We start from the raw sequence: 25,394 nt of genomic DNA on the forward strand, positions 1-25,394 counted from the left end.
AAGTGGCGGAGGCAGTACGCCTCGAATGCGAAAGGCGCTCAGGAAGCGGCCGACCGCGTATTTCTTCCGATAGCGATCGGGCAGGCCCTGGCGGCCGCGGAGACCCTTTTTCTCCGTGAAGAATTCGAAGACGACGGATATCTCAGAGGCGCGTCGGCCCAGCAGTATCCGCAAGGCACATTACGACACCGGATAGGCCGCGTACTCGACCATCCGCGCACTCCCCGCGTGCTCGCGGGAGTGACCCTCGCCGCATCGGCCGGGCTGGCGCTCGCACGCGGCAACCGGAAGGCGCAGATCGCCGCCGCGGCGGTCATCGGGACGTGCAACCGGCTGAGCGAGATCCGCACCCCGTACGGACGGGACGGCGCGGACCAGATGACGGCGGTCATCACGCAATACCGGGCCCTCACGGGGCTGATTCCCGACCAGCGGCTCTCCGACGACCTCTTCCTGCGCGCGGTCAACCTCCAGGCCGGACTGAGCTACGCGGTCTCGGGAATCTCCAAGGCCTTCGGCAGCAGCTGGGTCCAGGGCGACGCCCTGCTCGAAGTCCTGCAGACGGAGGCGTACGGCCGGGGGCCCGCCGCGGCGATCCTGCGCAAGTACCCGCGACTCTGCCGGGCCCTGACCGTCGGAACGGTGGTGTGGGAGACGTCCTTCCCGCTCATCTACCTGCTGCCGCGCGAGCAGGCCTCGTACGCGCTCCACGCCGTCAAGGCCTTCCACGTCGGCGTGGCGACGGCCATGGAACTGCCGCGCTTCGTCTGGGGGTTCTTCGGCTCCCACGGAGCCGTCGGCTACGTCCTGGACACCCGAGGCGCACCCCGGACCTTCGAGAAGGCCGTGTTCGGCATCGCCGGCGGCGCCGTCCTCACGAGCGCGTTGATCGCGCGCGAGAAGCGCCGGATCGCCGAGCAGCGGCGGCTCGGCCCCAAGGGCGCCGCGCGGCTCCGCCACGGCGACGGCGACGTCGAGTACCGGGTGGACCGTCCCGCGGAGGGGACCCCCTCCCGCGGCGTGATCGTCCTGGAGTGCGGCCTCGGACAGTCCTTCGAATCGTGGGAGTGGGTCGCTGAGAGCCTGGCCGAGCACCACACGGTCATCCGCTACCACCGCTCCGGATACGGCCTCACGACGTCCCGCGCGGCCAACGGCGACCTGCTCGCCGCCGTGCTCGACGAGGTCGGGGCCGAGGGGCGGATCGTGGTGGCCACCCACTCGATCGGATCGCTGAGCGCGGCCTCCTACCTGGGCGAGGGTCCCTTCGCCGGCCGCGTCGACAAGCTGATCGTCGTCGACGGCACCGACCCGGTGCTGCTGGACGAGGACCGCACGGACCGCAGGCGGCTCGGCCGGTTCCTCCAGGCGCAGGTCTACACGCTCGTCGCGGCGCTCACCGGAATCTACGAGTGGGCTCCCAACGCGGTGGAGCGGCAGGCGGGCTACACGCCCGACGTCCAGTACAGCCACGTGCAGTTCGTGTTCTCGCCCAGGAACATCGTCAACTCGGTCCGCGAGTACCGGCGCATCCGCACCGAGGGCGCCGTGGACCGTCTCGGCGCGGTCGACTCGGTCCTGGTCGTCGCCTCCGACGAGTACGCCGAGCAGCAGGCGGTGCTGGCCGAGAAGCTCGGGGCGAAGTTCGAGGTGGTGCGCGGCTCGGCGCACCGGTCGATCATCGGATACCGGGCGCACGCCGAACAGGTCGAGGGCGCTATCAGAAGGTTCATGGATGCTTACTGACCGGATCAAGGGCGGGGCGGCCACCGTCGCGGTCGGGGCGCTCGCCGCGCACCTGGTCGCGACCGTGCTGCAGAACACCCCCGACTCGTACAACCAGGACATGCGCACCTTCACGGGCGGCTGGCCCATTCCCGGCTGGCGGTTCTTCGCACCGAACCCGGGTGTGCAGAACGTGCACCTGCTGGTGCGGGAGACCACCGACGAGGGCCCGACGCCGTGGCGCGACGTGACCCCCGTCGTACCGCACGGGTGGACGCAGGTGCTGTACAACCCGCGGAGCCGCGGGCCCAAGGCGCTCTTCGACGCCATGCAGCAGCTCTCCATCATGAGCGCGAACCAGGCCGACTTCTCGTGGGTCACCCAGAGCCTGCCGTACGACCTGGTGCTCGCGGCGAGCCGGGCCGCGGTGGCCGACGACGCCCGGGCGCTGCAGTTCCTGCTGATGAACGTGTTTCCCAGCGCGCCCGCGGACCAGCGGATGAAGCCGATCCTCACCTCCGAGTGGATCCCCCTCGGCACCGGGCGCCGCCCGGCGGGAGCCGCCGCGTGAACGTGGAGAAGTTCGAGGGCGCGGAGCTGCACGTCCATGTCACGGGCTCCATCAGCGCGGCGCTCGTGCCGTGGTGGATCCACTGGCTGCGGGAGTTCCAGCCGGAACTGGTCGTGAACGTGTCGGTGACGCCCGCCGCGTCGCGGTTCCTGGCGGTCCGGGCGCTCCGGCACCTGGCCAACGGGAAGGTGTGGGTCGACTCCTGGGACGACCCGGACGTGCCGCCCGAGGTCAACTCGGGGAAGAGCGGCGCCTCCGAGTGCTTCCTGGTCTTCCCCGCCACGCTGGACACCGTGATGCGCCTGGCGCAGGGGCGCGCGGACTCGCCCGCCCTCATGATGCTCCAGCTGACCGACGCGCCCCTCGTGATCGCGGACACGTTCCCGGGGTCCAACGAGATCGTCGAGAACAACGTGCAGACCCTCAAGCTCCGCCCGAACGTCGAGTTCGCGCCGCGGGTCAACGGCGTACGCGCGAGCAACCGGCAGACGGCCGAGGTGGGGTTCAACCTGCCGGGTGCCCTCGCCGTGGCCAACAGGATGCGGAAGGAAGGGCGTTCCGGTGAGTGACCCGAGCGTGTACGACGAGACGGCGATCGAGGCGTACGACCTGGTGTCGTCGATGCTCTCCCCGGGGGCCGGGCTCGTCGCCTGGGTGTCCTCGCACCGTCCCCTGGACGGGCGGACCGTCCTCGACCTGGGGTGTGGCACGGGCGTGTCCTCGTTCGCGCTCGCCGAGGCCGGCGCGCGGGTCGTGGCGGTCGACGCCTCACGGCCGTCCCTGGACATGCTGGAGAAGAAGCGCCTCGACCGCGACGTCGAGGTGGTGGAGGGCGATTTCCGCGACCTCACGTTCGACTCGATGTTCGACGTCGTCACGATGTCGCGGAACACCTTCTTCCTCGCCCAGGAGCAGGAGGAGAAGATCGCGCTCCTGCGCGGCATCGCCCGGCACCTGAAGCCGGGCGGCGCGGCCTTCCTGGACTGCACCGACCCCGCCGAGTTCCAGCGCGCGGGCGGCGACGCGCGGTCGGTCACCTACCCGCTGGGCCGGGACCGGATGGTGACGGTGACCCAGACCGCGGACCGCGCCGGCCAGCAGATCCTGAGCATCTTCCTGGTCCAGGGCGCGACGACCCTCACCGCGTTCCACGAGCAGGCCACCTGGGCTACGCTGGCGGAGATCCGGCTGATGGCGCGGATCGCGGGTCTGGAGGTGACGGGCGTCGACGGGTCGTACGCGGGAGAGCCCTACACCGCGCGCTCGCGGGAGATGCTGGTCGTTCTGGAGCGGCAGTGAGCGAAGTGCCGGCGATCGCCGCGGAGGGCGCCACGGTCGTCCTGGACGGGACCACCCTCCTCGCGCCGACGACGTTCGAGGTGATGCCCGGCGAGTTCTGGTGCCTCACCGGAAGCAACGGCTCCGGGAAGACGACCCTGCTGCGGGCCTTCCTGGGGAGCCGGAGGCTGACGGACGGCGCCGTCCTCGTCCGCGGCGAGACCGTCGACATGGCCAGGCCCCGGCACCGGCGCCTGATGGCCTCGCTCGTCGAACCGGTCCCCGTCGCCCGTGACATGACGCTCCGCGAGCAGGTGACCCTGGTTGCCGCCTCCTGGTACGGCAACAGCACGGAGACCGCCGCACGCGCCGACGAGATCATCGGGCGACTGGGGCTCACCGCCCTGGGCACCCGCTTCCCCTCCCAGCTCTCCTCCGGCCAGCTCCAGCTCTTCAACCTCGCGCTGACCCTGGTCCGCCCCGCCGACGTCATCCTCCTCGACGAACCGGAGCGGCATCTCGACACCGATCGCGTCGGCCTCGTCGCCGCCCTGCTCGCCGAGCGCGCGGAGCAGGGCACGTCGTTCCTGGTCGCCACCCATGAGGCCGCGATGGTGGACGCCTGCGACGGCCTCATGGAGCTGGGATGACCACGGACAGCATCACCGCGGTCGAGGCCGACCCCAGGGACCGCGTCCACGCCGTACGGCACCGGTACGCCCACCGCGGCGACCGCGCCACGGTGCAGGACTGGGCGTACACCGTCTACCTCAGCGTCATCCTCGGCGCCGTCTACGTGGCGCCCGTCGTCTACCTGGTGAGAACCACGGAGGCGCTCGTCTCCCTGCCGTCCGCCGGAGCGGCGACGCCCGTGGCGTGCCTGGTCGCGGCGGCGGTGTTCTGGGGCGCCCAGCTCACCGGCCGGTTCTGGGGCCCGCTGGTGCTCAAGCCGTTCCTGCTGCACGTGTTCATGTCGACGGACCTGTCCCCGACGCACTACCTCGGCACGATCGCCCGCCGCCGGCTCGGGTACGCGGGACTCGGCACGCTCCTGGCGGTCTGCACGGCGACGTTCCTCGCGACCGACCTGTTCGACCGGCCGGGAAGCGCGCTGCTGCCACAGAGCCTGGCCGTCGCGGTGGGCGTCGGCGCCGTCGCCCCCGTGGCCTGGCTGTGGGGCCAGGTCCGGACGGTGCGCGAGAACGTCCTGCTCGCCGCCGCCGTGGCCGTCGTGGCGGCCGCCACCGCCCTGCTCGGCCGGTCCGCCCTCCTGGGCGGCAGCGGCCCGTGGCTCGTCACCGGTGTCCTCGCGGCCGCGGCCGCCCTGCTCGGCCGGTCCGCCTTCCGGTCCGTCCGTACGGTCGACCTCGCCCGGCTCGCCCGTGAGTCGGCACGTGCCGCCGAGGCCCAGACCTTCGCCTGGACCGGCACGCTCCACCACGCGCTCGACCTGTACCGACCGCAGCCGCGCGGGCTCACGTCCGCCCTCACGCGCCCCGACGGGCGGCTGCGCGGCCACCTCGCCCAGGGGGCTGTCCGCGCGGTCCGCACCCGGGGCCGCGCGCTCGCGGCCGCGGTGTTCCTGCCGGCCGGCGGCGCCCTGCTGACGCTCGGCGTCGCCGAGCCGGACGCCCGGCTCGCGACCCTGTCCTGGATGACCGGCGCGGTCGGCGTGTACCTGGGGTCCGGGTGGACCGGCGAGAGCTGGCGCGGACTGCGCGACGAGCTGACCCTGGCCCCGCTTCTCGGCGAGTGGTGGGGTGGCCTGCTCGCCCGCACCCTGGCCTGGCCGGTCGTCGCCGTGGTGGTCCCGGTGGGGCTCGCGAGCGCCGTCACCGTCCTGGCCCGGTGGCCGCTCCAGGGCGGCGGACCGTCCGACGCGGTGCTGCTCACGGCGGGGTCGGTGGTGCTCGTGCTGGGCGCCAGGTTCCTGCGCGAGATGAAGATGAACCTGCCCGTAGAACTGCTGCTTCCCCTCATCACGCCGCTGGGCGACCTCTCCGCCGTCCGCGTCTTCGTCTGGCAGTTCGACGGACTCGTCGTCGTCCTGGCCGGCGTCCTCGTGATGAACGGGATGCCGTCCGCGTCCGGCGCGGCCCTGATCGCCCTGGGTGCGGCCGCCTGCTGCGTCTGGGCGGGCCTGCGTCGCACAGGCTGGTCCCTCCGGCCCCTCGTCGCCCGCCTCGGCAGGGTGTAGCGGAGCCCCGCGGGAGTGGCCCCCGGTCCGCCGGGGGCAGGGGTCCCGCGCGACTCCGGGACGGCAGGGCAGGATGGACACCATGGCGAACCGACTGGCCCATGAGACCTCCCCGTACCTCCTTCAACACGCCGACAACCCGGTCGACTGGTGGCCGTGGTCGGCCGAGGCCTTCGACGAGGCCCGGCGCCGCGACGTCCCCGTGCTGCTCAGCGTCGGATACAGCTCCTGCCACTGGTGCCATGTCATGGCGCACGAGTCCTTCGAGGACGATGCCACCGCGGCCCTGGTCAACGAGAACTTCGTCGCCGTCAAGGTCGATCGCGAGGAGCGCCCCGACGTCGACGCCGTCTACATGGAGGCCGTCCAGGCCGCGACCGGCCAGGGCGGCTGGCCCATGACTGTCTTCCTCACCCCGGACGCGGCCCCCTTCTACTTCGGTACGTACTTCCCGCCCGAGCCCCGCCACGGCATGCCCTCCTTCCCGGAGGTCCTGGAGGGCGTCAAGGGCGCCTGGTCCGACCGGCGCGACGAGGTCGGCGAGGTCGCGGAGCGCATCGTGAAGGACCTCGCGGGCCGCTCCCTGGCGTACGGCGGCGACGGCGTCCCCGGCGAGGAGGAACTCGCCCAGGCCCTCCTCGGACTCACCCGCGAGTACGACGCGACCCACGGCGGCTTCGGCGGCGCCCCCAAGTTCCCGCCGTCCATGACCCTGGAGTTCCTGCTCCGCCACCACGCCCGTACGGGCTCCGAGGGCGCCCTCCAGATGGCCGCCGACACCTGCGAGGCGATGGCCCGCGGCGGCATCTACGACCAGCTCGGCGGCGGCTTCGCCCGCTACGCCGTCGACCGGGCCTGGGTCGTGCCCCACTTCGAGAAGATGCTGTACGACAACGCCCTGCTCTGCCGGGCCTACGCCCACCTGTGGAAGGCCACCGGCAGCGACCTGGCCCGCCGGGTCGCCCTGGAGACCGCCGACTTCCTGGTCCGCGAACTGCGCACCCCCGAGGGCGGTTTCGCCTCGGCGCTCGACGCGGACAGCGACGACGGAACGGGCAGGCACGTCGAGGGCGCCTACTACGTGTGGACCCCGGCGCAGCTCACCGAGGTCCTCGGCGCGGAGGACGCCGCCCTCGCCGCCGCCCACTACGGCGTCACCGAGGACGGCACCTTCGAGCACGGCAGCTCCGTCCTCCAGCTTCCGCGGGAGGCCGGAACCGCCGACGCCGGCCGGATCGCCTCGATCGCCGCCCGGCTCCTCGCCGCCCGCGAGGAGCGCGAGCGTCCGGGCCGCGACGACAAGGTCGTCGCCGCCTGGAACGGTCTCGCGATCGCCGCCCTCGCCGAGACCGGCGCCCTCTTCGACCGCCCCGACCTCGTCGAGCGCGCCACCGAGGCCGCCGACCTCCTCGTCCGGGTCCACATGGACGAGTCCGCCCGCCTCACCCGTACCTCCAAGGACGGCCGGGCCGGCACCAACGACGGTGTCCTGGAGGACTACGCCGACGTCGCCGAGGGCTTCCTCGCCCTCGCCGCCGTCACCGGCGAGGGCGCCTGGCTCGACTTCGCCGGCTTCCTCCTGGACCTCGTCATCGACCGCTTCACCGCCGAGGGCGGCGCCCTCTACGACACGGCCCACGACGCCGAGGCGCTGATCCGCCGCCCGCAGGACCCCACGGACAACGCCACCCCGTCGGGCTGGACGGCCGCGGCCGGCGCGCTGCTCTCGTACGCCGCGCACACCGGCTCGGACGCCCACCGCGCCGCCGCCGAGGGCGCCCTCGGCGTCGTCAAGGCCCTCGGCCCGCGCGCGCCCCGCTTCATCGGCTGGGGCCTGGCCGTCTCCGAGGCCCTCCTCGACGGGCCCCGGGAGATCGCCGTGGTGGGCGCCCCCGGCGACGAGGCCTTCCAGGAGCTGCGCCGTACCGCGCTCCTGGCGACCGCCCCCGGCGCGGTGCTCGCCTTCGGCGCCCCCGACAGCGAGGAGTTCCCGCTGCTGAGGGACCGTCCGCTGGTGTCCGGTGGTCCCGCCGCGTACGTGTGCCGTCACTTCACCTGTGACGCGCCGGTGACCGACCCGGACGCACTGCGCCGGAAGTTCTGAGGCCTCCGGAACGGGGACGGCCCCGCGACCCCTCCGAGGAGGGGCGGCGGGGCCGCGCCGTGCCGGGCGTCGTCGCTCAGCTGTTGCCGGCGCCGTTGCCGGACAGCACGGGGATGTCGCTGAGGATGTGCGACAGCGGCTCGTCACCCTTGGCCTGGGTGGAGTTCTCCGTGCACTGCTGGTTCTGCGGGGAGGACAGGACGTTGACGTCCTGGACCGCGATCGGGATGAGGCCGATGAGCGAACCGGCGTTGACCTTGGCCGGCAGGCCGACGCACGGCTTGTTCAGGGAGCCCTGAACGAGCGCGAACTGCGGGCTCATGTTGCCGTGCGTGGCGGAGTTGCCGAACTCCTGGTGGGCGCCGTTGCCGCTGAGCGACGTGGTGCCACCGTCGTCGGCGATGGCGAGCGCCTGTCCGGCACCCGCCGCCGTCGCGCCGAGCACCGACGCGGCCACAGCAGCCGTAGCCAACAGCTTCTTCATTGTTCAGGCCTTTCGGATCGTGGCTCGCTGAGTGCCGAGCCGTGCTGATCAACTGGTCAGCGGTGCGGAGGTTCCGCGAAGTCCACCGGACGGACTACGGGCAGATGAGCGAAGCCCCGGGCGCCGGCCGGTAGGTGGCGACGGAGATCTGGCTGGGCGCGACCTCGTCCGCCGCCGGCAGCGGCCGGTCCTCGCGCAGCCGCCGGAAGACCTCCGCCGCCCCTGCCTCGTCCCAGCCGAGGGTGGACCCGACGCCGGCGATCTCCGGGTTGAAGCCGCGTACGGGCACGGTGGCGAACTCCGTACGGTCCGGGGGCAGGTCCCGCAGCCGCCAGGCGAGCCTGACCAGCTCGGCCGCGGTGATCCCCCGTGCCGTCGCGCCCGTCCCGCGCAGGGTCTCCGCGAAGTCCCTCAGCCGGTCGGGGTCGTCGAGGATGCCCTCGCGGAGCCGCTCCAGGGTGTTCACCACGAACTTCTGCTGCTTCTGGATGCGGCCGAAGTCCATCTGGCCGTCGGCCTTCCGCGACCGCACGTACTGGAGAGCCTCGCCGCCGCCGACGGGCTTGGTCCCGGGCTGCAGGTCGATGCCGGTGGACGGGTCCTTGAGGGGCTTCTCCGTACAGATGGGGACGCCGCCGTCGACGCGGTCCACGGTGTCCATGAAGCGCCGGAAGTCGATCTCCAGGTACCGGTGGACGGGCAGCCCCGTCATCGACTCGACGATCTCCGTCGCGAAGGCGGGGCCACCCTCCGCCCAGGCGCCGTTGATCTTCGCCTGGTGGGCGGCGTGCAGCTTTCCGGTGCGCCGGTCGCGATGCTGGTCGGGGAAGGAGGTGAGCGAGTCGCGGGGCAGGCTCACCACGTCGACCCGGTCGTTCTCGGCCGAGACGTGCACGAGCATCATCACGTCCGTGCAGTCGCACTCCTTCCCGCCGAGCCGGAAACGTTCCTTCTCCTCCGCGGTGACACCCTTGCGGCTGTCGATTCCGACCACGAGGAGGTTCAGACCCCGTTCGGGGGCGGGGAGATCGGTGGGGGCGGCGGCGAGGGCGCCGGGAGCGAGGGCGGCGAGGGCGGCGAGCGCCGCCGCGACGAGCAGCGGACGTCGGGGGCGCCGTGATCGCGGGAATTTCATGCCCGCACGGTAATTCGATCACTCTCGCACACAGATACGCGACGCGACATGAACAGGACGAATCACTCTCCTGCGGCGCCTGTGGAATGATGCGGGAATCGCAGCGGAAGGAGCGAAGATGGCGCCGGATCCCGGGAAATGGGAACGGATGGCCTTCATTCCGAAGAGCCGATATGTGAGCGACCCACCCCCACCCGACCGCACACCGTTCCCCCTCTATTCCTCACTCGTCACCCAGTGGGTGCAGGCGGGTCGGACGGTACCGGGGATGCCCGACCGCGAGTGGGAACGACTGATGGCGACCCCGGTCTGGCCGACCTGGTAGCGAGGGCACCTGCGGCGACGAGGCAGACGCGAAAGGGGCCGCCCCGGAGGGCGGCCCCTGACGTGTGAACGTCGTCGCGCGAAGGCGGAACGTCAGTTGTTGCCGACGCCGTTGCCCGACAGGACCGGGATGTCGTCCAGGATGTGCGACAGTGCCTCGTCGCCCTTGGCCTGGGTGGAGTTCTCGGTGCACTGCTGGTTCTGCGGGGAGGACAGGACGTTGATGTCCTGGACCGCGATCGGGATGGCCCCGATGAGCGAACCGGCGTTGACCTTGGCCGGCAGGCCGATGCACGGCTTGTTCAGGGAGCCCTGAACCAGCGCGAACTGGGGGCTCATGTGGCCGTACGTGGCGGAGTTGCCGTACTCCTGGTGGGCGCCGTTGCCGCTGAGCGACGTGGTGCCTCCGTCGTTGGCGATGGCGAGCGCGGGAGAGGCGACGGCGGCGGTGGCGCCGACGATGGAGACGGCTGCGGCCGCAGTGGCCATAACCTTCTTGATCACGGGAGTTCCCTTCTAGAACCGGCTCCGTGCAGGGAGCGGCCTGATCAACTGGCTGTGGACGCAAGGGTTCCGCTGTGTCACTCCCTTGGCGGAGCGCACTCGACAGCGCCAAACGAGGTGTCAGTCGAACGGGTGAAGCGTCGGAACCTCAGCCCCCGCGCGCAGTTGATCCCGTCGCATCAATCACGTCGATTGGTGGGAACAGGAACGGAATCACCGTGATCAAGAAGATTATGACGGCTGCGGCTGTGACGGCCTCTGTTGTCGGCGCTTCTGCTGCGGCGGCCTCCCCGGCGCTCGCCATCGCCGACGACGGCGGCACCACCTCGCTCAGCGGCAACGCCGCGAGCCAGTCGTTCGGCAACTCCAAGACCGTGGGCGACATGAGCCCCCAGTTCTCGGCCGTCCAGGGCTCGCTGAACAAGCTCTGCCTCGGCGCCCCGGTCAAGGGCAACGTCGGCTCGGTCGTCGGCGTCCTCGTCCCGGTCGCGGTCCAGGACATCAACGTCCTCTCCTCCCCGCAGAACCAGCAGTGCACGGAGAACTCCACCCAGGCCAAGGGTGACGAGCCGCTGTCGCACATCCTGGAGGACATCCCGGTCCTCTCCGGGAACGGCGCCTACAACGGCTGATCCGTCTCGCGCACGACAGGGCCGGAGGGAACGATCGCGTTCCCTCCGGCCCCGTCTGTGCGCGCAATGGAGTGAAAGAACGAAAGTCGTCGTTTTCGCGGTTTCCTTTGTGCGGCATGTTCGTTGTGTTGCGTGAAACTGTTCCGCCACCGAAAGGATGCAGACGAAAATGAACTGTAAGAAGGCTGCTGCCGTCGTCGCCGGAATCATCATGGCCATGGGTGCGGCGACCCCCGCCTTCGCCGACGCGGGCGCCGAGGGTGTCGCGGTCGGTTCGCCGGGCGTCCTCTCCGGCAACGTCGTCCAGATCCCGATCCACGCGCCGATCAACGTCTGCGGCAACAGCGTGAACGTCATCGGCCTGTTCAACCCGGCCGCGTTCAACACCTGCGCCAACGTCTGAGTCCTCAGCGCCACGCAGGCACAGGGGCCGGCCCCCGGAGAGCGCCCGCTCCCCGGGGCCGGCCCTCCCTCATGCCGAGACCGGCGCCTTCCCGCCCGTACGCGGCCGGCCCACCGCCCCGCCCCGGGCACCCGCCCGCAGCCGCTGCCGCACCCCGCGCACCAGACGCCCCGCCGTGTACTCCGCACCGAAGACGAACCGCATCGAGGGACCGTACGAAGGAGCGGTGATCAGCCCGGAGAGGAACAGACCCGGCCATGAGGACTCGAAGAGGCCACCGACCTCGGGGGCGCCGCACGCGCCGACCGTCCGCAGCGCGCCGCGCAGCTCCGGGGAGAGCACGCCCGCCCGGTCCAGGCTCGGGGTGAACCCGGTGGCCGCGACGACATGGTCGGTCTCCAGGACCGCCGTCCCCTCCGCCCCGGTCACGTCGAGCCGCAGCCGCTCGTCGCCCGTCACGGCCGCCGCGGTGATCCGCTGCCCCAGGCGTACGTCCCCGACCGCCGCGAACCGCTCGCGCAGCCACCAGGCCCCCGCCGGGCCGAGCGCCGAGTCGAAGATCCGCTCGCGGGTCGCGGCCGGCAGCCGCCGGAAGACCCCCGGCGTGTCCGCGTACAGCTTGTTCCGCCAGCCGCAGCCGAGCCCCGTGTGCGGCGCGCGCACGCGCGGCCACAGGCCCCGGTCGAGGGCCGGGGGCAGGGTGTTCCAGTTCAGCCGGTCCGCGCGGGCGAGGATCCGTACGGTCGCGGCGCCGCCCTCGACGAGGAGCGCGGCCGTCTCCAGGGCGGCCTGCCCGGCTCCCACGACGGTCACGTCCCGGCCGGCGAGGCGGTCCAGCTCGCCGTGGTGGCTGGAGTGGGTGACGTACCGCCGGGGCAGGCCCCGCAGCGGCCCCGGGATCTCCATGAACGGCAGGACGCCGACCGCCAGCGCCACCGTCCTGGCCCGCAGCGCCTCGCCGTCCTCGGTACGCAGCTCGAAGCCGTCCGCGCCGGGCGCGACCGAGTCGATCAGCCGCTCGTCGAGCGCGGGCACCGCCCGCCGGGCGAACCAGTCGCCGTACGCGGCGAAGAAGTCCACCGGCAGCGGCACCCCGTGCGTGGCGCGCACACCCCGCGTGGCGGCGTAGGCGTCGAGCCCGTACGCCCGCTCCGGGTCGGACAGATGGGAGGCCCAGGGCTCAGACTTCAGGAACATGCCCGAGGGCATCGTGTGCCAGGACTCCATCGAGCGGCCGAAGGTCCGCAGGTGGAGCCCGTGGGCGGCCGCGTGCGCGGCCACGGACAGACCGTACGGTCCGGCCCCGACGACCACCAGGTCGTACATCGACTTCGACATCGTGCCTTCCGCCTTCATCGTGGGGTGAGCTGGTGGGAGGAGCTGCGGGCCGGCGGAGCCGCCGGGGGCAGCGGCGGACGCGCCCGCCGGGACCGGAGGAACCGGCGCGCCGAGGCCACCGCCCTGCGCAGCAGGTGGCCGAACCAGGCGAGGCCCATCGCGAACGCCGGTGCCGGATCGTCCGCCGCGCACCAGGCGTACTCGGTCCGCCGTGACACGTCCTCCGGCCCGGCTCCGGCCCCGGCGGCGGGACGGCGGCGCGGGGAGGCGAGGAGCGACAGCGCCGCGTAGTTCTCGACCACGAACCGGCGGCCGTACGCGGCCGAGAGCGGGGGTACGGGACGCCCGGTGAGGTCCAGATGGAGCGCCCGGACCACGTCCAGACCGTCCGCGTCGGCGAACAGCCGGAACTGCGCGCCGGGCCGGGGGTTGAAGTCGAGCAGGTGGTACGCGCCCGTCGACCGGTTCATCCGGAAGTCCAGGTCGCACACGCCCCGGTAGCCGAGCGCGTCGAACAGCTCGCGGGCCGTGCGCTCCACGGCCGGGTTCGCCGTCCAGCGGCCCACGGCGGTGAGCCCGGCCCCGTCCGGCCAGGACCGTTCCTTGCGGCCCGTGGCCCCCGTCGTACAGCCGCCGTACGCGTCCACGTACCCGTGGAAGAACCAGTCCAGGTCACGGCCCGCCGGGAGGAGTTCCTGGAGCAGCAGCCGGCTGCCGGCCTCCGGGGTCCGGGCGTACAGCTCCCGCACCTCGGCGAGGGACCGCACGATCGAGGTGCTGCGCAGCCCGCAGCCGGCCGGAAGCAGCCAGGGACGGCTCCACTTGGCGACCACCGGCAGGCCGAGGGACCAGGCCATCGCGGCGGCCTCGTCGGAACCGGTGGGGAGTTCGGTACGGGGATGGGGCAGGCCCAGGGACGCACAGGTCTCGGCGAGCGCCGCCTTGTCCGCGACCCGCAGCAGCTGCTCCTCGGTCTGCTCGGGGAGCAGGAAGCGCGGTGAGAGCTCGGCACGGCGGCGCGCCAGGCCGAGGGCGCTCACGTCGTCCAGGGGGAGCACGAGGAGGGAAGTTGACGAACCGTCGGGAGCCGTGCCCGCCTCGTCCTCGATCTCGTCCGCGTACCGGTGGAGGAGCGCCGCCAGCTCGGCGTCGGAGGTCTCCCCGGGACTCGCGCGGGCAGACCGGAGATAACGGGAACGGGCGACAGGACTGGTACGGGATTCGATGACCGCGTGGACCGGAATTCCCGCTCTGCCGAGCGAACGAGCGGCGCCGAGCGTGCCGTGATGGAAGGGATTCCGGTCGAGCCGTACGAGGACGGCGGGAACGCTGGTGTCGAAACTCTGACGGCGCAGCACGGCATGCCCTTCATCTCGGGTGCCCCAACTGGGCGATGAAATCCTCTAATGGACTACTGATCAGAGGGAAGCCGAGTTCACGGTCGGCTCATTAGGAATACTTTCGGAGTATCGGATTGACGGATCATCAAAACGCGTACGACGCGAAGGAGCGGCCATGGCGGCTACACATCGGCGATCATCGAGAGTGTGGCTGGGGGTGTTCACCGCCGGTCTCCTCGCCTCTGGCTCAGTCGTGCTCTCGTCCCCCGCGCACGCCTCCGAACCAGTAACGACGAAAGACCCCGGACCGACTCTCTCCAGCGCCATGGGAGCCTTCCTCGACTCGGGCGCGCTCGGGGTCGCCCGCATCGAGCAGCTGGAGCAGTGGCTCGGCGGACGCGAACTCCGCGTCGGCCACACCTACCTCCCCGGCGACCTCTGGAAGAACATCGAGGGTCCGCCCGGCTTCCTCGACGCCTGGGCGGACTGGCGCAACGAGAAGGCAGACCGCCTGTTCGTCCTCAACGTCCCCATGCTGGAGCGCAACGAGGCCGGCGTCTCCGACGCCGAGGTCCGCCGCCAGCTCCAGCTCGGCGCCGCCGGCTACTACGACCACCACTTCACGGCCCTCGCCGAGCGGCTCGTCCGGCTGCGGGCGGCCGACACGGTCGTCGTCCTCGGCTGGGAGATGAACGGGACGACGTACACCCACCGCTGTGCGCCCGACCCGACCGCGTGGAAGAAGTACTGGAACCGGATCGTCACCGCGATGCGTTCCGTCCCCGGCCAGGAGTTCCGCTTCGACTTCAACCCGAGCCGCGGCCGTGACGCCGTTCCGTGGACCGAGTGCTACCCGGGCGACGACGTCGTCGACATCATCGGGATGGATTCGTACGACCAGCCTCCGGGTTCGAGTTTCGAGCAGCACGTCAGCGAACCGTACGGACTGCAGAAGCAGATCGACTTCGCCGCCGAGCACGGAAAGCAGATCTCCTATCCCGAATGGGGGCTCTTCCGCAACGGCGACAACCCCGAATACATGCGGCGCATGCTGGACTGGATGAAGCAGCACAAGCCGCTGTATCACACGATCACCGATTACTGCCCGCACGGCGTCTGGCAGTGCGACGACAATCCGCGGTCGTCGCAGATGTTCCGTCAGATGATGTACGGCACCGAGCCGGAACTCCCGACCCAGCCGACGGATCCCACGGACCCGGTGGACCCGACGGATCCGGTGGACCCGACGTGGCCGACGGACCCCGTGGACCCGACGGACCCCGTGGAGCCGACCGATCCCACGGGCCCGACCGATCCCACGGGTCCCACGGACCCCGTGGACCCGACGATTCCCGAGCCGAAGCCCGAGCCGAAGCCGGAACCGAAGCCCGAGCCGAAGCCGGAACCGAAGCCGGAACCGAAGCCCGAGCCGAAGCCGGAACCGAAGCCTGAGCCGAAGCCGGAACCCAAGCCTGAGCCGAAGCCGGAACCGAAGCCCGAGCCGAAGCCGGAACCCAAGCCGGAACCGAAGCCCGAGCCCAAGCCTGAGCCGAAGCCTGAGCCGAAGCCGGAACCCAAGCCCGAGCCCAAGCCCGAGCCGAAGCCGGAACCCAAGCCGGAACCGAAGCCCGAGCCGAAGCCGGAACCCAAGCCCGAGCCGCAACCCGAGCCCAAGCCCGCCTGCTGGACCGTGAACCTCGGTTCATGGGTCGAGAGCTGGATCGGTGGGCCGGTCTGTGTCCCCAAGGACTCCTGGAAGGACGAGGTCGACCTCGACTGGAAGGACGCGCTGAAGGGCGTCTGGCCCTTCTGACCCCCCCCCGCGGCGGCGGCGGAGCTCATCCGCCGCCGTCGTTCGGCGTGCGTCCGGTGAGCCGGCCGAGCGCACGGCCCACCCAGGCGCGCTCCCGCGCCTGCCGGGCCGCCCAGCGGCGCGCGCCGGCGGCGGCCGCGCGGAGCCAGAGCAGCGGGGCCGTACCCCGTCCGGTGAGCATGAGCCGCTGGTTGCCGACGGTCTCGGGCCGCCAGTGGTGCTTGTACGCCTCGGTGCCCCGCAGCATGCTCAGCGTGGCCCGGCCGCCCGCGCTCGTCTCCCCGGCGCCGTGCCGGAGCAGCATCGTCGCGACGTCGACCTTGCGGGCCCGCAGGGCCGGGTCGGCGCCGTACAGATAGCCGCCGGCGAGCCGCGGCGACATCAGGGTCAGGTCGGCGGCCACCACGTCCCCGGCCAGCCGGAACTCGGTCACCATCGCGTCCCCGCGCTCCACCATCGGCCGCACGGCCCGGGTGAGGTGCTGGGCGAACCGCTCGCTGGTGTGCTCGGCGGTGACGCCCCGCCCCTGCCACTGGAGCTGATGGAGCCTCAGGAGCCGGTCGAGGGCGGCGGGCACCTCGGACCCGGTGACCACGTGCGTGTCGATGCCGAGGGCGTCGAGCTTGCGCAGCTTGGCGCGGACCCGCTGGGCCTTCCCGGACGGGATGCGGGCGAGGAGCCCCTCCATGGGGACGGCGGGCAGCTCCAGGCACAGCGAGTCGGGCATTCGCCGGCGTGGACCCCGCCAGTGGACGAGGACCCGTTCGCTGGCCGCCCCCGGCCGTACCTCCCGCAGGTCGATCACCGCGCCCCGGGCGGTCCGGGCGAGCGCCCCGGCCAGCGCGGGCGCCGCCTCGGGGCAGCCGTCGTCGAGGAGCACGTCCGTGAAGTCGGTGATCGAGCCGCCGAGCTGGGTGAGGACGGGCAGCGGGCCCCGGGCGCGCATCAGGGGCGCGGCGGCGACGAGCTCTCCGTCCTCCCGCCGTACGAGCACCAGCCGCAGCGCACCGGGCCTGCCGTACGAGAGCCACCAGGAGTGCAGCCAGGCGTGGGACTGGAAGGGGGTGGCGGTGGAACAGCGTCCGTACAGCGCCGTCCACTCGGCCGCCAGCCGCCCGAAGCCCTCCTCGTCACGGCAGACCTCCGTCCGCAGGGCCGGTCCGGCGCCCGTCGCTCTCGGACTCACACCGCCTCCGGCTGGTGCGCGGCTGCGGCCGGAGCGGGCACGGCTGCGGACGTGGCCGCCGCCTGCCGGGAGTGCCGGGCCTCGCCGCGCGCGGCGGCGCGCTTCGGCCGGACCAGGAGGGCGAGGCCGCCGAGGAGCCCGCCCGCACAGCCGCCGACGAGCGCGGAGAGCGGCGCGGAGGGCGAGACGGGTGCGACCGGCTTGGTCGCTCGGGAGAACTGCACGACCTTCACGCCCGTGCTGCCCGCGACGTGGGTGCTGTTGAGGACGAGCGCGCGGGCCACGCCGTCGGCCATGGAGACGGCCTTCGCCGGCTTCTCGGCCTTGGCGGTGATGGAGATCATCGGCGCGTCCGGGGAGGTCGCGGCCTGCACGCTCCTGCGCAGGGTGTCGGCGCTGACCCCCGCCCACACCTGGGCGTCGCCGGTCACCGCGATGTCGGTGGCGACCCGCCCGTAGGCCTGGGCGAAGCCGAGCGCGGCGGCCGGGTCGGACTTCTCGGCCGGTACGACGATGACGTAGCTCGTCGCCGCGTACTGCGGGGTCTTGAGGGCTCCGTAACCGCCGCCGAGGACGGCTCCGGCGAGGACGGCGGCGGGCAGGACCGCCCAGCGGCCCGGTGTGCGCAGACCGGCGGGGAGGAAGGTGCGGCGTGGGGTGGTGTTCATGGGACGGGCTCTCTCACTTCGCGGGGGAGGGGGTGCCGTGGACGGCCTGGTCGTAGAGGGACATCAACTGCTGTGCGCTGTGCGCGATGTCGTAGCGGCGGGCGGCGGCCGGCAGCGGGAAACGGGCCGGCCGGGCGTCGCGGATGCCGCGCAGGGCGGAGGTCAGTTCGGGGACGGACTCGCCGATCCGGCGGGCGCCCGGTGCCGCCTGCGATGCCAGGTCCTCGACGGCCGGGCAGGCCACGTACAGGACGGGCAGTCCGGAGGCGAGGGCCTCGACGACGGCGAGCCCGAAGGTCTCGTCGGGAGAGGTGGACACGAAGACGTCCATGGCGGCGAGGAGTCCGGGCAGCGAGGGCCCGGGCCGGTCGGTGCTCGGCGGGTCCTCGCAGGCCCCGGCGAGCAGGACCCGGTCTGCGGCGCCGCACTCGCGGGCCACCCGGAGGAGTTCCGCGCGCTGCTCGCCCTCGCCGACGAGGAGCAGCCGGACGTCCGGGATCGACGCCACGGCCCGGACGAGCCGCTCGAACCGCTTCCCGGGCGTGAGCCGCCCCACCCCGCCGACGACATAGGCGTCCTCGGGGAGCCCGAGGACGTCTCGGGCGTGGCGGCGGGCGCGGGCGTCGAAGGCGAAGCGGTCGGTCTCGATGCCGTTGGGGACGATCCGGATGCGGTCCGGCGGCACCCCCCAGTCGGCGAGCCGGCGGGCGACGCTGGGGGAGACGGCGACCGTGGAGGTGCCGAGCCGCTCGGACGCGAGGTACAGCGCGCGGGTGCCCGCCGACAGCGGCCGGCCTTCGATCTGGGTCTCGCCGAGGGAGTGTTCGGTGGCGATGACGCGTCGCACGCCGGCGAGCCGGGCCGCCGTCCTGCCGTACACGCAGGCCCGGTAGAGGTGGGTGTGGACGAGGTCGTAGCGGCCCTGCCGGACGATCCGGGCGAGGCGGGGGAGCGCGCCGATGTCACGGTTGCCCACCATGCCCAGATGGGTGACGGGGGTGCCGTCGGACTCGATGCCGGCGGCGACGGCGCCGGGGTTGGTGAGCGTGACCACACCGCTCCGCACCGGCAGATGGCGGAGCAGGAGCCGCAGCTGCTGCTCGGCGCCGCCGATGCCGAGCCCGGTGATGATGTGCAGGACCTTCATGACGCACCGACCACGGCGGGGCCGTACCGGGCGGGGATCAGGTCGGCCGGGTGACGGCGGCGCAGCGGGTGCAGGAGGCGCTTGGCGGTGAGCCGCCACGAGGTGTCGTCCTCGCCGATGTGGACCCGGGGCAGGGCGTACGTGCCGGTGTGCGGGCCCGGGTCGATCGCGCACCCGTAGCGGTAGCCCGCCCTGCGCACGGCGTGGATCACGCGCGGGTCGACCTTCCCGTACGGGTAGCAGAAGCCCTCGACGGTGGTGCCGGTCAGCTCCTCCAGGAGCGCGCGGCTCTGCCGGGTCTGGGCGGCGAGCTCCGTGTCGTCGGCCTCGGTGAGCGCGACGTGCGTGAGCCCGTGCGAGCCGATCTCCATGCCGGACTCGGCGATCCGCCGGATGCCGTCCTCGGTGAGCAGCGGCTTGCGCGGACCCTCCGCGTCCCAGGTGTTCTCGCCGCCGAACCGCCCCGGCAGGACGTACACCGTCGCGGTGAAGCCGTGCCGGCGGAGCAGCGGCAGCGCCGAGTCGAGGAAGTCCGCGTAGCCGTCGTCGAAGGTCAGGCCCACGAGCCCCTTGGCGCGCCCCTCCGCGGTGGCGGCGAGCAGCTCCCGGACCGACACCCCGCGCAGTCCACGGTCGCCCAGCCAGTGCAGCTGCCGGGCGAAGCGCACGGGGGAGACGGTCACCCGGTACGGATCGTCAGCGGGGTCCGTGATCGAGTGGTACATCGCCACCCACGGGGGCGGCTTCATCCACAGGGGCGGCTTCGGCAGCAGACGGCTCAGCGCGGTGGCGGCGGGCATGGGGGGTCCTCCGGGAGGCGGAGCGGGGCAGGGGCGGAATCTCGGGCGCCTTGGAGGCGCAGGCGATGAAGATCAGGAAGACGCCGGCCACGACCAGGCCCGCCACCGCGACCGCGAGGGCGGCGGGGCCGATGGCCAGCGAGCACAGCCAGCCGGCGCCGGTGGCCCACGCGCCCGCGGTGGCGAGCCGGAGCAGCCCCTCGCCGAGCCGGTCGACGTGGACCGGTACGGCCTGCCGGTGCGCGCCGCGCAGCAGCAGGACCGCGGTCAGGGTGATGCCGAGGGCGTTGGCGGCGGCGATGCCGACGGCGCCCCAGTAGTGGGCGCCGGGGACACCGGCGGCGGCGGTGGTGACGAGCCCGGCGGCCATCGCGGCGGCCGGGTACCAGAGCGGGCGCGCGGCGGAGAAGTAGCAGCGGACCAGGGCGCCCACCATCGTCTGGCCGAGCAGCCCGAGTGCGTAGACCCGCATGACGGCGGCGGTGGCGACGGTGTCGGTACGGGTGAACTCGCCGCGCTCGAAGAGCAGCTCGACGATCCGCGGCGCGGCCGCGATCACCGTCGAGGCGCCGACGAGGACGACGACGGCGGCGAGCAGCAGGTCCCGCTCGACGCGGCGGCGGGCCGCCTCCGTCTCGCCCGCCGCGAGGGCGCGGGCGACCACGGGGAAGCTGACCGTGCACAGCATCAGGGAGAGGATCATCGGCATCTGCGCGACCTTCTGCGCGTAGTTCAGATGCGAGATGGCGCCGGCCGGCAGCGGTGAGGCGAGGAAGCGTTCGATCAGCGTCTGGGACTGGCGGGACAGCGAGAACGCGACGACGGGCGCGATCAGGCCGAGGACCAGGATGCGGCCCTCACCGGTGGAGGGCGGCGTGAGCGCCTCGGGCTCCCGCAGGGGTACGGGGCGGGCGCGCAGCTCCCGGATGAGTGAGGGGGCCTGGACGAGGACCATCAGGAGCCCGCCGACGGCGACCCCGGCCGCGGCCGAGCGCACCCCCCAGGGCTCGCGGAGCAGCAGGATGGTGCCGATGATGCCGGCGTTGTACGCCACGTAGATGGTGGCTGGGGGGAGGAACGAACCGTGCGCGCGGAGCGCCGCCGAGCAGTAGCCGACCAGGGCGAAGGTCAGGACGCAGGTCCCGGTCAGCCGCGTGCAGTCGATCGCGAGCCCGGGGTCGGGCAGTCCGGGCGCGAGCACGCCGACGATCAGCGGGGCGGCGGCGACCAGGACCGCGGCGACGACACCGGCGGCGAGGGTGAGCCGGGGGAGGGTGCCGCGCACGAGGGCGCGCACGGGATCGCCGAACAGGCCGCTCGAACGGCGGGCCAGGGCGCGGGAGAAGGCGGGCACCAGGATCAGCGCCATGGCGTCCTCGATCAGCAGCGTCGAGGCGAACTCCGGCACCGTCCACGCCACCAGGAACGCGTCCGTCTCGGCGCCGGCCCCGAAGTACCCGGCCAGGATCTGGTCCCGTACGAGCCCGAGCAGCGCCCCGACCGCGGTGAGCCCGGCGGTCACGGCGGCGGCCTTCGCGAGGAATCCCCGGCCCTCGGGCGCGCCGGTCCTGGCCGTCCGGCCGCGCGCGTGGGCGCGGCGGCCGGTGGGCCGGGGGGAGGGGGTGCGGGGAGGAACGGCGAGGGGGGCGGCGGCGCGGGGGGTGGGTGGAAGGACGGTTCCCGTCCCCGGCAGCACGACGGCCTCCGAGGGCCACGGGGAGTCCGTGGGGCCCGGAGGCGCGGTCGGCCAGGGATCGGTCAGCGGGGTGCCGCAGGGCGGTCCGCCCGTGGGGCGTGGTTCACCGGCCCGCGGGGTGTCCGTGGGCTCCGGTTCCCCGGCCCACGGGTCACGCACGCCGGACCTCCGCGAGGGCCCACCAGGCCGCGAGGCCCAGCACGACCGACATCAGGACCGTCGAGGGGCCGCCGATGTCCGCGTAGAAGAAGTCGATGAGCTGCCACCCGAGCAGGCCCGTCGCGACGAGCGCGCAGTCCGCGCCGAGGCGGCGCCGCCGCAGCGCGCCGACGAGCAGCACCACCCAGCTGCCCGCGAGGGCGAGCAGCCCGAACAGGCCCTGCTCGCTGAGGACCAGGAGGTACATGTTGTGCGGGGACAGCAGCGGCTGGCGCGCGAAGGCGGCGCCCGCGCCGGCCGTGTCGCTGCCGGAGGACAGGGCGAGGGAGGCGTTCGAGTCGCGGTACTGCGGGAAGCCCTTGAGACCGACGCCGGTGACCGGCTCCGAGGCCCACATCCGCCCGGCCGCCGCCCACATCGTGTACCGGTCCGTCACCGACTGGTCCGGCGCGGCCGCCACCTGCGTGATGCTGGCGACCCGCTCCTTCACCATCGCCGAGCCGATGCCGAGCCCGCCGACCAGGACCACCCCGAGCGCGCCGGCGGCGAGCGCCACGCGCGCGGCCCGCCGGGGCCCCGACAGCAGCAGCTGGATCCCGCAGGCCAGCACGGTCGCGATCCACGCGCCCCGGCTGAACGACAGCACCAGCGGCACGAACAGCAGTCCGGCGCAGACGAGCGCGGCCGTCCGGGTCCGGCCGGGGCCGCTGCCGAGCGCGATCCCGGTGACGACGACCAGCCCGTACGACACGACGGTCGCCATGCCCATCACATCGGTCGGCCCGAAGGTGCCGACGGCCCGGATGTCCTCACCCATGTACGAGGCACCGGTGCCGGTCAGGTACTGGGCGACGCCGACCGCGCCCTGGAGCAGCGCGAGCCCGACCAGACCCCAGGCGACCACGGCGAAGTCCCGCCGGTCACGGATCATCAGGAGCACGGCGGCCGGGACGAGCACGAAGATCTGTACGTACCGGGCGACGCCCGGCAGGCTCGCCGCCGGGTCGTTCGAGGTGATCGCCGCGAGACAGATCCCGAGGACCGGCAGACCCAGGACGACGGCCGCCGTCCGGGTCAGCGGCCGGGCGCCGCCGCGCAGCACCCGGACGAGACAGATCAGGACGAGCAGCCCGGAGGCCGCGTCGGCGACCGTCCCCGTACCGCCGGTGCCGCCCTGCGCGCCGCCGCCGCCCGGGACGAGCAGCAGCGCGATCACGGCGAGGACCGGGGAGAGCGCCCCGGCCCTGCGCGCCCAGTCCCGTACGTCGTCCGGGGCGAGCGCCGGCACCGTCACGGCCGTGGCCATCCTCAGCTCCCCGTGGGTCGGACGAGTCCGGCCGCCGTGCGCAGCAGGATGCAGACGTCCTGCCAGAGCGACCAGTGGTCGATGTAGTGGTTGTCGAAGCGGCAGCGGTCCTCGATCGAGGTGTCGCCGCGCAGTCCGTGCACCTGAGCCAGACCGGTCAGCCCCACGGGCATCCGGTGCCGGGCCGCGTATCCGGCATGGATCTTGCTGAACTGGGTGACGAAGTACGGGCGTTCGGGCCGCGGCCCGACCAGGCTCATGTCGCCGCGCAGCACGTTCCACAGCTGCGGCAGCTCGTCGAGCGAGCTCTTCCGCAGGAAGTTCCCGGCCGCGCTCATCCGCCGGTCGCCCGCCACGTTCCAGCGGGTCGCCGACTCGGTGTCGTCGGAGGGGCGGAGTGTACGGAACTTGAGCAGCGTGAAGTGCCGCCCGTGCCGGCCCACCCGCTCCTGCCGGAACAGCACCCCGGGACCGTCCGAGAGCCGCACGGCGAGCGCGCAGAGCAGCAGCACCGGCAGCGCGAGCGCCAGCGCGGGCGCGGCGAGCGCGATGTCGAGTGCGCGCTTGGCGGGCAGAGCGCGCCGCTCGACCGGCGGGGCGACGCGCTGCCAGGCGTACCCCCACATGTGCGCGCCCATCGGCCCGTCCTGGTGCCGTCCGCCGACCCGCCAGGTCGTGCAGCCGTAGTGCTGGAACAGGGTCACGAGCCCGGGGTCGTCGTCGAGGAACACCGCGTCGCGCACGGTGTTCTGGATGACGGCCCGGTGGATCTCCTCGGTCGTGGTGAGCACCGGAAGCCCGGTCTCGCCGCCCGGCCGGGGCGTACGGCCCTGCTCGGGCACGCCGACGATGCCGACCGGCCGCACCCCGTACTCGGGATGCTGGGCGGCCGCGGCGGCGAACCGGCGCGCGGCCCCCGCCCCGCCGACGACCAGCGCCGACCGGGGATGGGCGCGGGCGATCCGGCGCCGCCGGGTGAGCAGCAGCGCGCGGACCAGGAGCACGACGCCGACGTGCGTGGCGTACGCGGCGCAGAGCCGCAGCGGTCCGATCGCCAGGTCCGGGGAGTACGCGGCCACCGCGGCCGCCGCCAGACACCAGGCGACGCCGGCGCGGGAGGCGAGCGCGGGCAGTTCGTCGAGGGCCCGGGTGTGCGGGGCCGGGCGATGGAGCCCGGCGTGCCCGTTGAGGACGAGGATGAGCGCCACGACCGGTAGCAGCAGCCGGGCGTCGTGATGCGCCGTGCTCAGCGGCGTGGCGGCGGCCAGGACGGCCAGGACGTCGACCGCGACGAGCGGCAGCACGCCGGACCGCGACCGCGCGGGGCGGTACGGGAGGGCGAGCCGGTCGGTCCTGTCGCGGCGCGGGGCGAGGGAGGCGAGGCCGAAGGACCGGCCTGCCGTGGGCCAGGGGCCCGGTGAGGGAGGGACGCTGGTGCTTTCGGTGGTCACTGCGCAATCGGCTCTCTGTGCTCGGTGCCTCGCACTCCGGCCAGTTCGCGGTAGACATCCGCGACGGCCGCGCCGGTGCGCCGGACATCGAATCTGCTGAGTACGTGCTCGTGGGCCTCGCGGCCCAGGCGGTGCCGGAGCTCCCGCCTGCCGAGGAGGCGGCCGAGAGCGGTGGCGAGCGCGGCCGGGTCCTCGGGCGGGACCAGGCACAGGGGTTCATGGGCGGGTGGCAGGCTCTCGCGGGCCCCGTCGACATCGCTGACGACGACCGGCCGGCCGGCGGCCATGGCCTCCAGGGGCGCGAGCGCCATGCCCTCCCAGCGGGACGGCAGGACGACCACGTCGGCGGCCCGGTACCAGGGGACGGTGTCGTCGACGGCCCCGGTGAACCGCACCGAGGGGCCGGCGGCGGCGCGCAGCCGGTCGCCGTCGGGGCCGTCGCCGACCAGGACGAGACGGGCCGTGGGCACCTCCGCGAGGACGGCGGGCCAGGCGGCGAGCAGCACGTCCTGCCCCTTCTGGCGGCAGAGCCGGCCCACGCAGACGACGGTGGGCGCGGGGTTGCCGGGCGGTCCCCCGGTCGCGAACCGGGCCGCGTCCACACCGTTGTGGACGACGGACCAGTCCGCCGTGACCCCGGCGGCCTCGCCGGTACGCCGCTCGGCCTCGCTGACGCAGAGGATCCGGTCGGCCCAGCGGGCGCCGAACCGCTCCCAGCGCCGGGCCAGCGCGGCGGTCGTTCCCTCGACCGCCTCGAAGGACCAGGCGTGCGGCTGATACACCGTCGGAATCCGTCCCCGCAGGGCGAGTCGGGCGCACAGCCCGGCCTTCGCGCTGTGCGCGTGGACGAGTCCGGGGCGGACGGCACGGATCACCCGGGCGAGGCCGCGGGTCTCGCGGACGAGCTGCGGCCCGGGGTTCCGGCCGGCCCGCCAGGCATGGGTGTCGGCCCCCTCGGCGCGCACGGCGGCGGCGAGGACGGTGTCCGGTGGGCAGGCGACCGCGACCCGCAGGCCGGCGGCCAGCTGGGCGCGGACGAGGTCGATGACGACTCGGGCGACCCCGCCGTCACCGGGCTGGACCGCGTGCAGGACGGTGACGGACCCGGGGTCCGTGTCTCGTGGAGGCAGCAC

At 73.3% G+C, this 25,394-nt stretch carries 23 protein-coding genes; 10 read left to right on the plus strand and 13 right to left on the minus strand.

Annotated elements, in window-relative coordinates; genetic code table 11:
• Positions 1–228: 228 nt before the first annotated feature.
• The 7 genes from ACIP8Z_RS20280 (at position 229) to ACIP8Z_RS20310 (ending at position 7,875) form a co-directional block, all read left to right on the plus strand.
• Complete coding sequence (locus tag ACIP8Z_RS20280) at positions 229–1,746, plus strand: alpha/beta fold hydrolase (RefSeq protein ID WP_402085173.1); 1,518 nt, start codon at positions 229–231, stop codon at positions 1,744–1,746.
• On the plus strand, positions 1,736–2,296 hold the full coding sequence (locus ACIP8Z_RS20285) for a hypothetical protein (protein ID WP_402085175.1): 561 nt from the start codon (positions 1,736–1,738) through the stop codon (positions 2,294–2,296). Before ACIP8Z_RS20280 ends, ACIP8Z_RS20285 begins: the two co-directional genes overlap by 11 nt.
• On the plus strand, positions 2,293–2,865 hold the full coding sequence (locus ACIP8Z_RS20290; protein WP_402085177.1) for a CypD family RiPP peptide-cysteine decarboxylase: 573 nt from the start codon (positions 2,293–2,295) through the stop codon (positions 2,863–2,865). Before ACIP8Z_RS20285 ends, ACIP8Z_RS20290 begins: the two co-directional genes overlap by 4 nt.
• Complete coding sequence (locus ACIP8Z_RS20295) at positions 2,858–3,595, plus strand: class I SAM-dependent methyltransferase (RefSeq protein ID WP_402085179.1); 738 nt, start codon at positions 2,858–2,860, stop codon at positions 3,593–3,595. Before ACIP8Z_RS20290 ends, ACIP8Z_RS20295 begins: the two co-directional genes overlap by 8 nt.
• Positions 3,592–4,224 carry an ATP-binding cassette domain-containing protein gene (locus ACIP8Z_RS20300; protein ID WP_402085182.1) on the plus strand — a complete coding sequence of 211 codons (633 nt, stop codon included), beginning with the start codon at positions 3,592–3,594 and terminating at the stop codon, positions 4,222–4,224. Before ACIP8Z_RS20295 ends, ACIP8Z_RS20300 begins: the two co-directional genes overlap by 4 nt.
• Complete coding sequence (locus ACIP8Z_RS20305) at positions 4,221–5,771, plus strand: hypothetical protein (protein WP_402085184.1); 1,551 nt, start codon at positions 4,221–4,223, stop codon at positions 5,769–5,771. The genes ACIP8Z_RS20300 and ACIP8Z_RS20305 overlap by 4 nt, the downstream gene beginning before the upstream one ends.
• An 82-nt stretch (positions 5,772–5,853) precedes the next feature.
• Positions 5,854–7,875 carry a thioredoxin domain-containing protein gene (locus ACIP8Z_RS20310; RefSeq protein WP_402085187.1) on the plus strand — a complete coding sequence of 674 codons (2,022 nt, stop codon included), beginning with the start codon at positions 5,854–5,856 and terminating at the stop codon, positions 7,873–7,875.
• A 76-nt stretch (positions 7,876–7,951) separates the two neighbouring features.
• Here the strand turns inward: ACIP8Z_RS20310 and ACIP8Z_RS20315 are convergent, their stop codons facing one another.
• From ACIP8Z_RS20315 to ACIP8Z_RS20325, 3 genes are all read right to left on the minus strand, one after another.
• The gene (locus tag ACIP8Z_RS20315) at positions 7,952–8,359 is read right to left on the minus strand and encodes a rodlin (protein WP_030324004.1); all 408 of its coding nucleotides are present in this window, start codon (positions 8,357–8,359) and stop codon (positions 7,952–7,954) included.
• 94 nt (positions 8,360–8,453) lie between these two features.
• A complete protein-coding gene (locus ACIP8Z_RS20320) occupies positions 8,454–9,494 on the minus strand; it encodes an LCP family protein (protein ID WP_402085189.1) in 1,041 nt (346 codons plus the stop codon).
• Positions 9,495–9,911: 417 nt separating this feature from the next.
• A complete protein-coding gene (locus ACIP8Z_RS20325) occupies positions 9,912–10,322 on the minus strand; it encodes a rodlin (protein WP_383871367.1) in 411 nt (136 codons plus the stop codon).
• A 218-nt stretch (positions 10,323–10,540) separates the two neighbouring features.
• On the opposite strand from ACIP8Z_RS20325, the gene ACIP8Z_RS20330 reads away from it, so the two are divergent.
• Together ACIP8Z_RS20330 and ACIP8Z_RS20335 are read left to right on the plus strand one after the other, a co-directional pair.
• A complete protein-coding gene (locus ACIP8Z_RS20330; RefSeq protein ID WP_402085193.1) occupies positions 10,541–10,954 on the plus strand; it encodes a rodlin in 414 nt (137 codons plus the stop codon).
• Between the two features lie 169 nt (positions 10,955–11,123).
• On the plus strand, positions 11,124–11,357 hold the full coding sequence (locus ACIP8Z_RS20335) for a chaplin (RefSeq protein ID WP_402085196.1): 234 nt from the start codon (positions 11,124–11,126) through the stop codon (positions 11,355–11,357).
• 69 nt (positions 11,358–11,426) lie between these two features.
• On the opposite strand, the gene ACIP8Z_RS20340 is transcribed toward ACIP8Z_RS20335, so the two are convergent.
• Both ACIP8Z_RS20340 and ACIP8Z_RS20345 read right to left on the minus strand, forming a co-directional pair.
• On the minus strand, positions 11,427–12,683 hold the full coding sequence (locus ACIP8Z_RS20340; RefSeq protein WP_402085336.1) for an FAD-dependent oxidoreductase: 1,257 nt from the start codon (positions 12,681–12,683) through the stop codon (positions 11,427–11,429).
• Positions 12,684–12,709: 26 nt separating this feature from the next.
• A complete protein-coding gene (locus ACIP8Z_RS20345) occupies positions 12,710–14,053 on the minus strand; it encodes an ATP-grasp domain-containing protein (protein WP_402085199.1) in 1,344 nt (447 codons plus the stop codon).
• 157 nt (positions 14,054–14,210) lie between these two features.
• Here ACIP8Z_RS20345 and ACIP8Z_RS20350 point away from each other — a divergent pair, with 157 nt between their 5' ends.
• On the plus strand, positions 14,211–15,848 hold the full coding sequence (locus ACIP8Z_RS20350) for a glycosyl hydrolase (RefSeq protein ID WP_402085202.1): 1,638 nt from the start codon (positions 14,211–14,213) through the stop codon (positions 15,846–15,848).
• Between the two features lie 25 nt (positions 15,849–15,873).
• Here the strand turns inward: ACIP8Z_RS20350 and ACIP8Z_RS20355 are convergent, their stop codons facing one another.
• From ACIP8Z_RS20355 to ACIP8Z_RS20390, 8 genes are read right to left on the minus strand one after another with little or no spacing between them, the layout of a single operon-like run.
• The gene (locus ACIP8Z_RS20355; protein WP_402085204.1) at positions 15,874–17,034 is read right to left on the minus strand and encodes a GNAT family N-acetyltransferase; all 1,161 of its coding nucleotides are present in this window, start codon (positions 17,032–17,034) and stop codon (positions 15,874–15,876) included.
• Positions 17,031–17,702: a lipopolysaccharide biosynthesis protein gene (locus tag ACIP8Z_RS20360; protein WP_402085206.1), complete on the minus strand. Its 672-nt coding sequence runs from the start codon at positions 17,700–17,702 to the stop codon at positions 17,031–17,033. The genes ACIP8Z_RS20355 and ACIP8Z_RS20360 overlap by 4 nt, the downstream gene beginning before the upstream one ends.
• A 13-nt stretch (positions 17,703–17,715) precedes the next feature.
• The gene (locus ACIP8Z_RS20365; RefSeq protein ID WP_402085209.1) at positions 17,716–18,849 is read right to left on the minus strand and encodes a glycosyltransferase; all 1,134 of its coding nucleotides are present in this window, start codon (positions 18,847–18,849) and stop codon (positions 17,716–17,718) included.
• Positions 18,846–19,649, minus strand: coding sequence for a polysaccharide deacetylase family protein (locus ACIP8Z_RS20370; protein WP_402085211.1), 804 nt, complete (start codon positions 19,647–19,649; stop codon positions 18,846–18,848). The genes ACIP8Z_RS20365 and ACIP8Z_RS20370 overlap by 4 nt, the downstream gene beginning before the upstream one ends.
• Entirely contained in the window at positions 19,546–21,504 is a 1,959-nt protein-coding gene (locus ACIP8Z_RS20375; protein WP_402085213.1) for a lipid II flippase MurJ, read from the minus strand. The genes ACIP8Z_RS20370 and ACIP8Z_RS20375 overlap by 104 nt, the downstream gene beginning before the upstream one ends.
• A complete protein-coding gene (locus tag ACIP8Z_RS20380) occupies positions 21,497–22,810 on the minus strand; it encodes an O-antigen ligase family protein (RefSeq protein ID WP_402085216.1) in 1,314 nt (437 codons plus the stop codon). The genes ACIP8Z_RS20375 and ACIP8Z_RS20380 overlap by 8 nt, the downstream gene beginning before the upstream one ends.
• 2 nt (positions 22,811–22,812) lie before the next feature.
• A complete protein-coding gene (locus ACIP8Z_RS20385; RefSeq protein WP_402085219.1) occupies positions 22,813–24,261 on the minus strand; it encodes a sugar transferase in 1,449 nt (482 codons plus the stop codon).
• Complete coding sequence (locus ACIP8Z_RS20390; protein WP_402085221.1) at positions 24,258–25,394, minus strand: glycosyltransferase; 1,137 nt, start codon at positions 25,392–25,394, stop codon at positions 24,258–24,260. Before ACIP8Z_RS20390 ends, ACIP8Z_RS20385 begins: the two co-directional genes overlap by 4 nt.

The organism is Streptomyces sp. NPDC088553 (assembly GCF_044752965.1).
In the GTDB taxonomy this organism is placed as follows: domain Bacteria; phylum Actinomycetota; class Actinomycetes; order Streptomycetales; family Streptomycetaceae; genus Streptomyces.

What these genes read in the sequence shown, in the direction of transcription:
- ACIP8Z_RS20310 (WP_402085187.1), top strand. Translation starts at nt 5,854, where the DNA reads ATGGCGAACCGACTGGCCCATGAGACCTCCCCGTACCTCCTTCAACAC.
- ACIP8Z_RS20315 (WP_030324004.1), bottom strand. Translation starts at nt 8,359, where the DNA reads ATGAAGAAGCTGTTGGCTACGGCTGCTGTGGCCGCGTCGGTGCTCGGC.
- ACIP8Z_RS20340 (WP_402085336.1), bottom strand. Translation starts at nt 12,683, where the DNA reads ATGTACGACCTGGTGGTCGTCGGGGCCGGACCGTACGGTCTGTCCGTG.
- ACIP8Z_RS20365 (WP_402085209.1), bottom strand. Translation starts at nt 18,849, where the DNA reads ATGAAGGTCCTGCACATCATCACCGGGCTCGGCATCGGCGGCGCCGAG.
- ACIP8Z_RS20320 (WP_402085189.1), bottom strand. Translation starts at nt 9,494, where the DNA reads ATGAAATTCCCGCGATCACGGCGCCCCCGACGTCCGCTGCTCGTCGCG.
- ACIP8Z_RS20360 (WP_402085206.1), bottom strand. Translation starts at nt 17,702, where the DNA reads ATGAACACCACCCCACGCCGCACCTTCCTCCCCGCCGGTCTGCGCACA.
- ACIP8Z_RS20370 (WP_402085211.1), bottom strand. Translation starts at nt 19,649, where the DNA reads ATGCCCGCCGCCACCGCGCTGAGCCGTCTGCTGCCGAAGCCGCCCCTG.
- ACIP8Z_RS20305 (WP_402085184.1), top strand. Translation starts at nt 4,221, where the DNA reads ATGACCACGGACAGCATCACCGCGGTCGAGGCCGACCCCAGGGACCGC.
- ACIP8Z_RS20380 (WP_402085216.1), bottom strand. Translation starts at nt 22,810, where the DNA reads ATGGCCACGGCCGTGACGGTGCCGGCGCTCGCCCCGGACGACGTACGG.
- ACIP8Z_RS20285 (WP_402085175.1), top strand. Translation starts at nt 1,736, where the DNA reads ATGCTTACTGACCGGATCAAGGGCGGGGCGGCCACCGTCGCGGTCGGG.
- ACIP8Z_RS20335 (WP_402085196.1), top strand. Translation starts at nt 11,124, where the DNA reads ATGAACTGTAAGAAGGCTGCTGCCGTCGTCGCCGGAATCATCATGGCC.
- ACIP8Z_RS20350 (WP_402085202.1), top strand. Translation starts at nt 14,211, where the DNA reads ATGGCGGCTACACATCGGCGATCATCGAGAGTGTGGCTGGGGGTGTTC.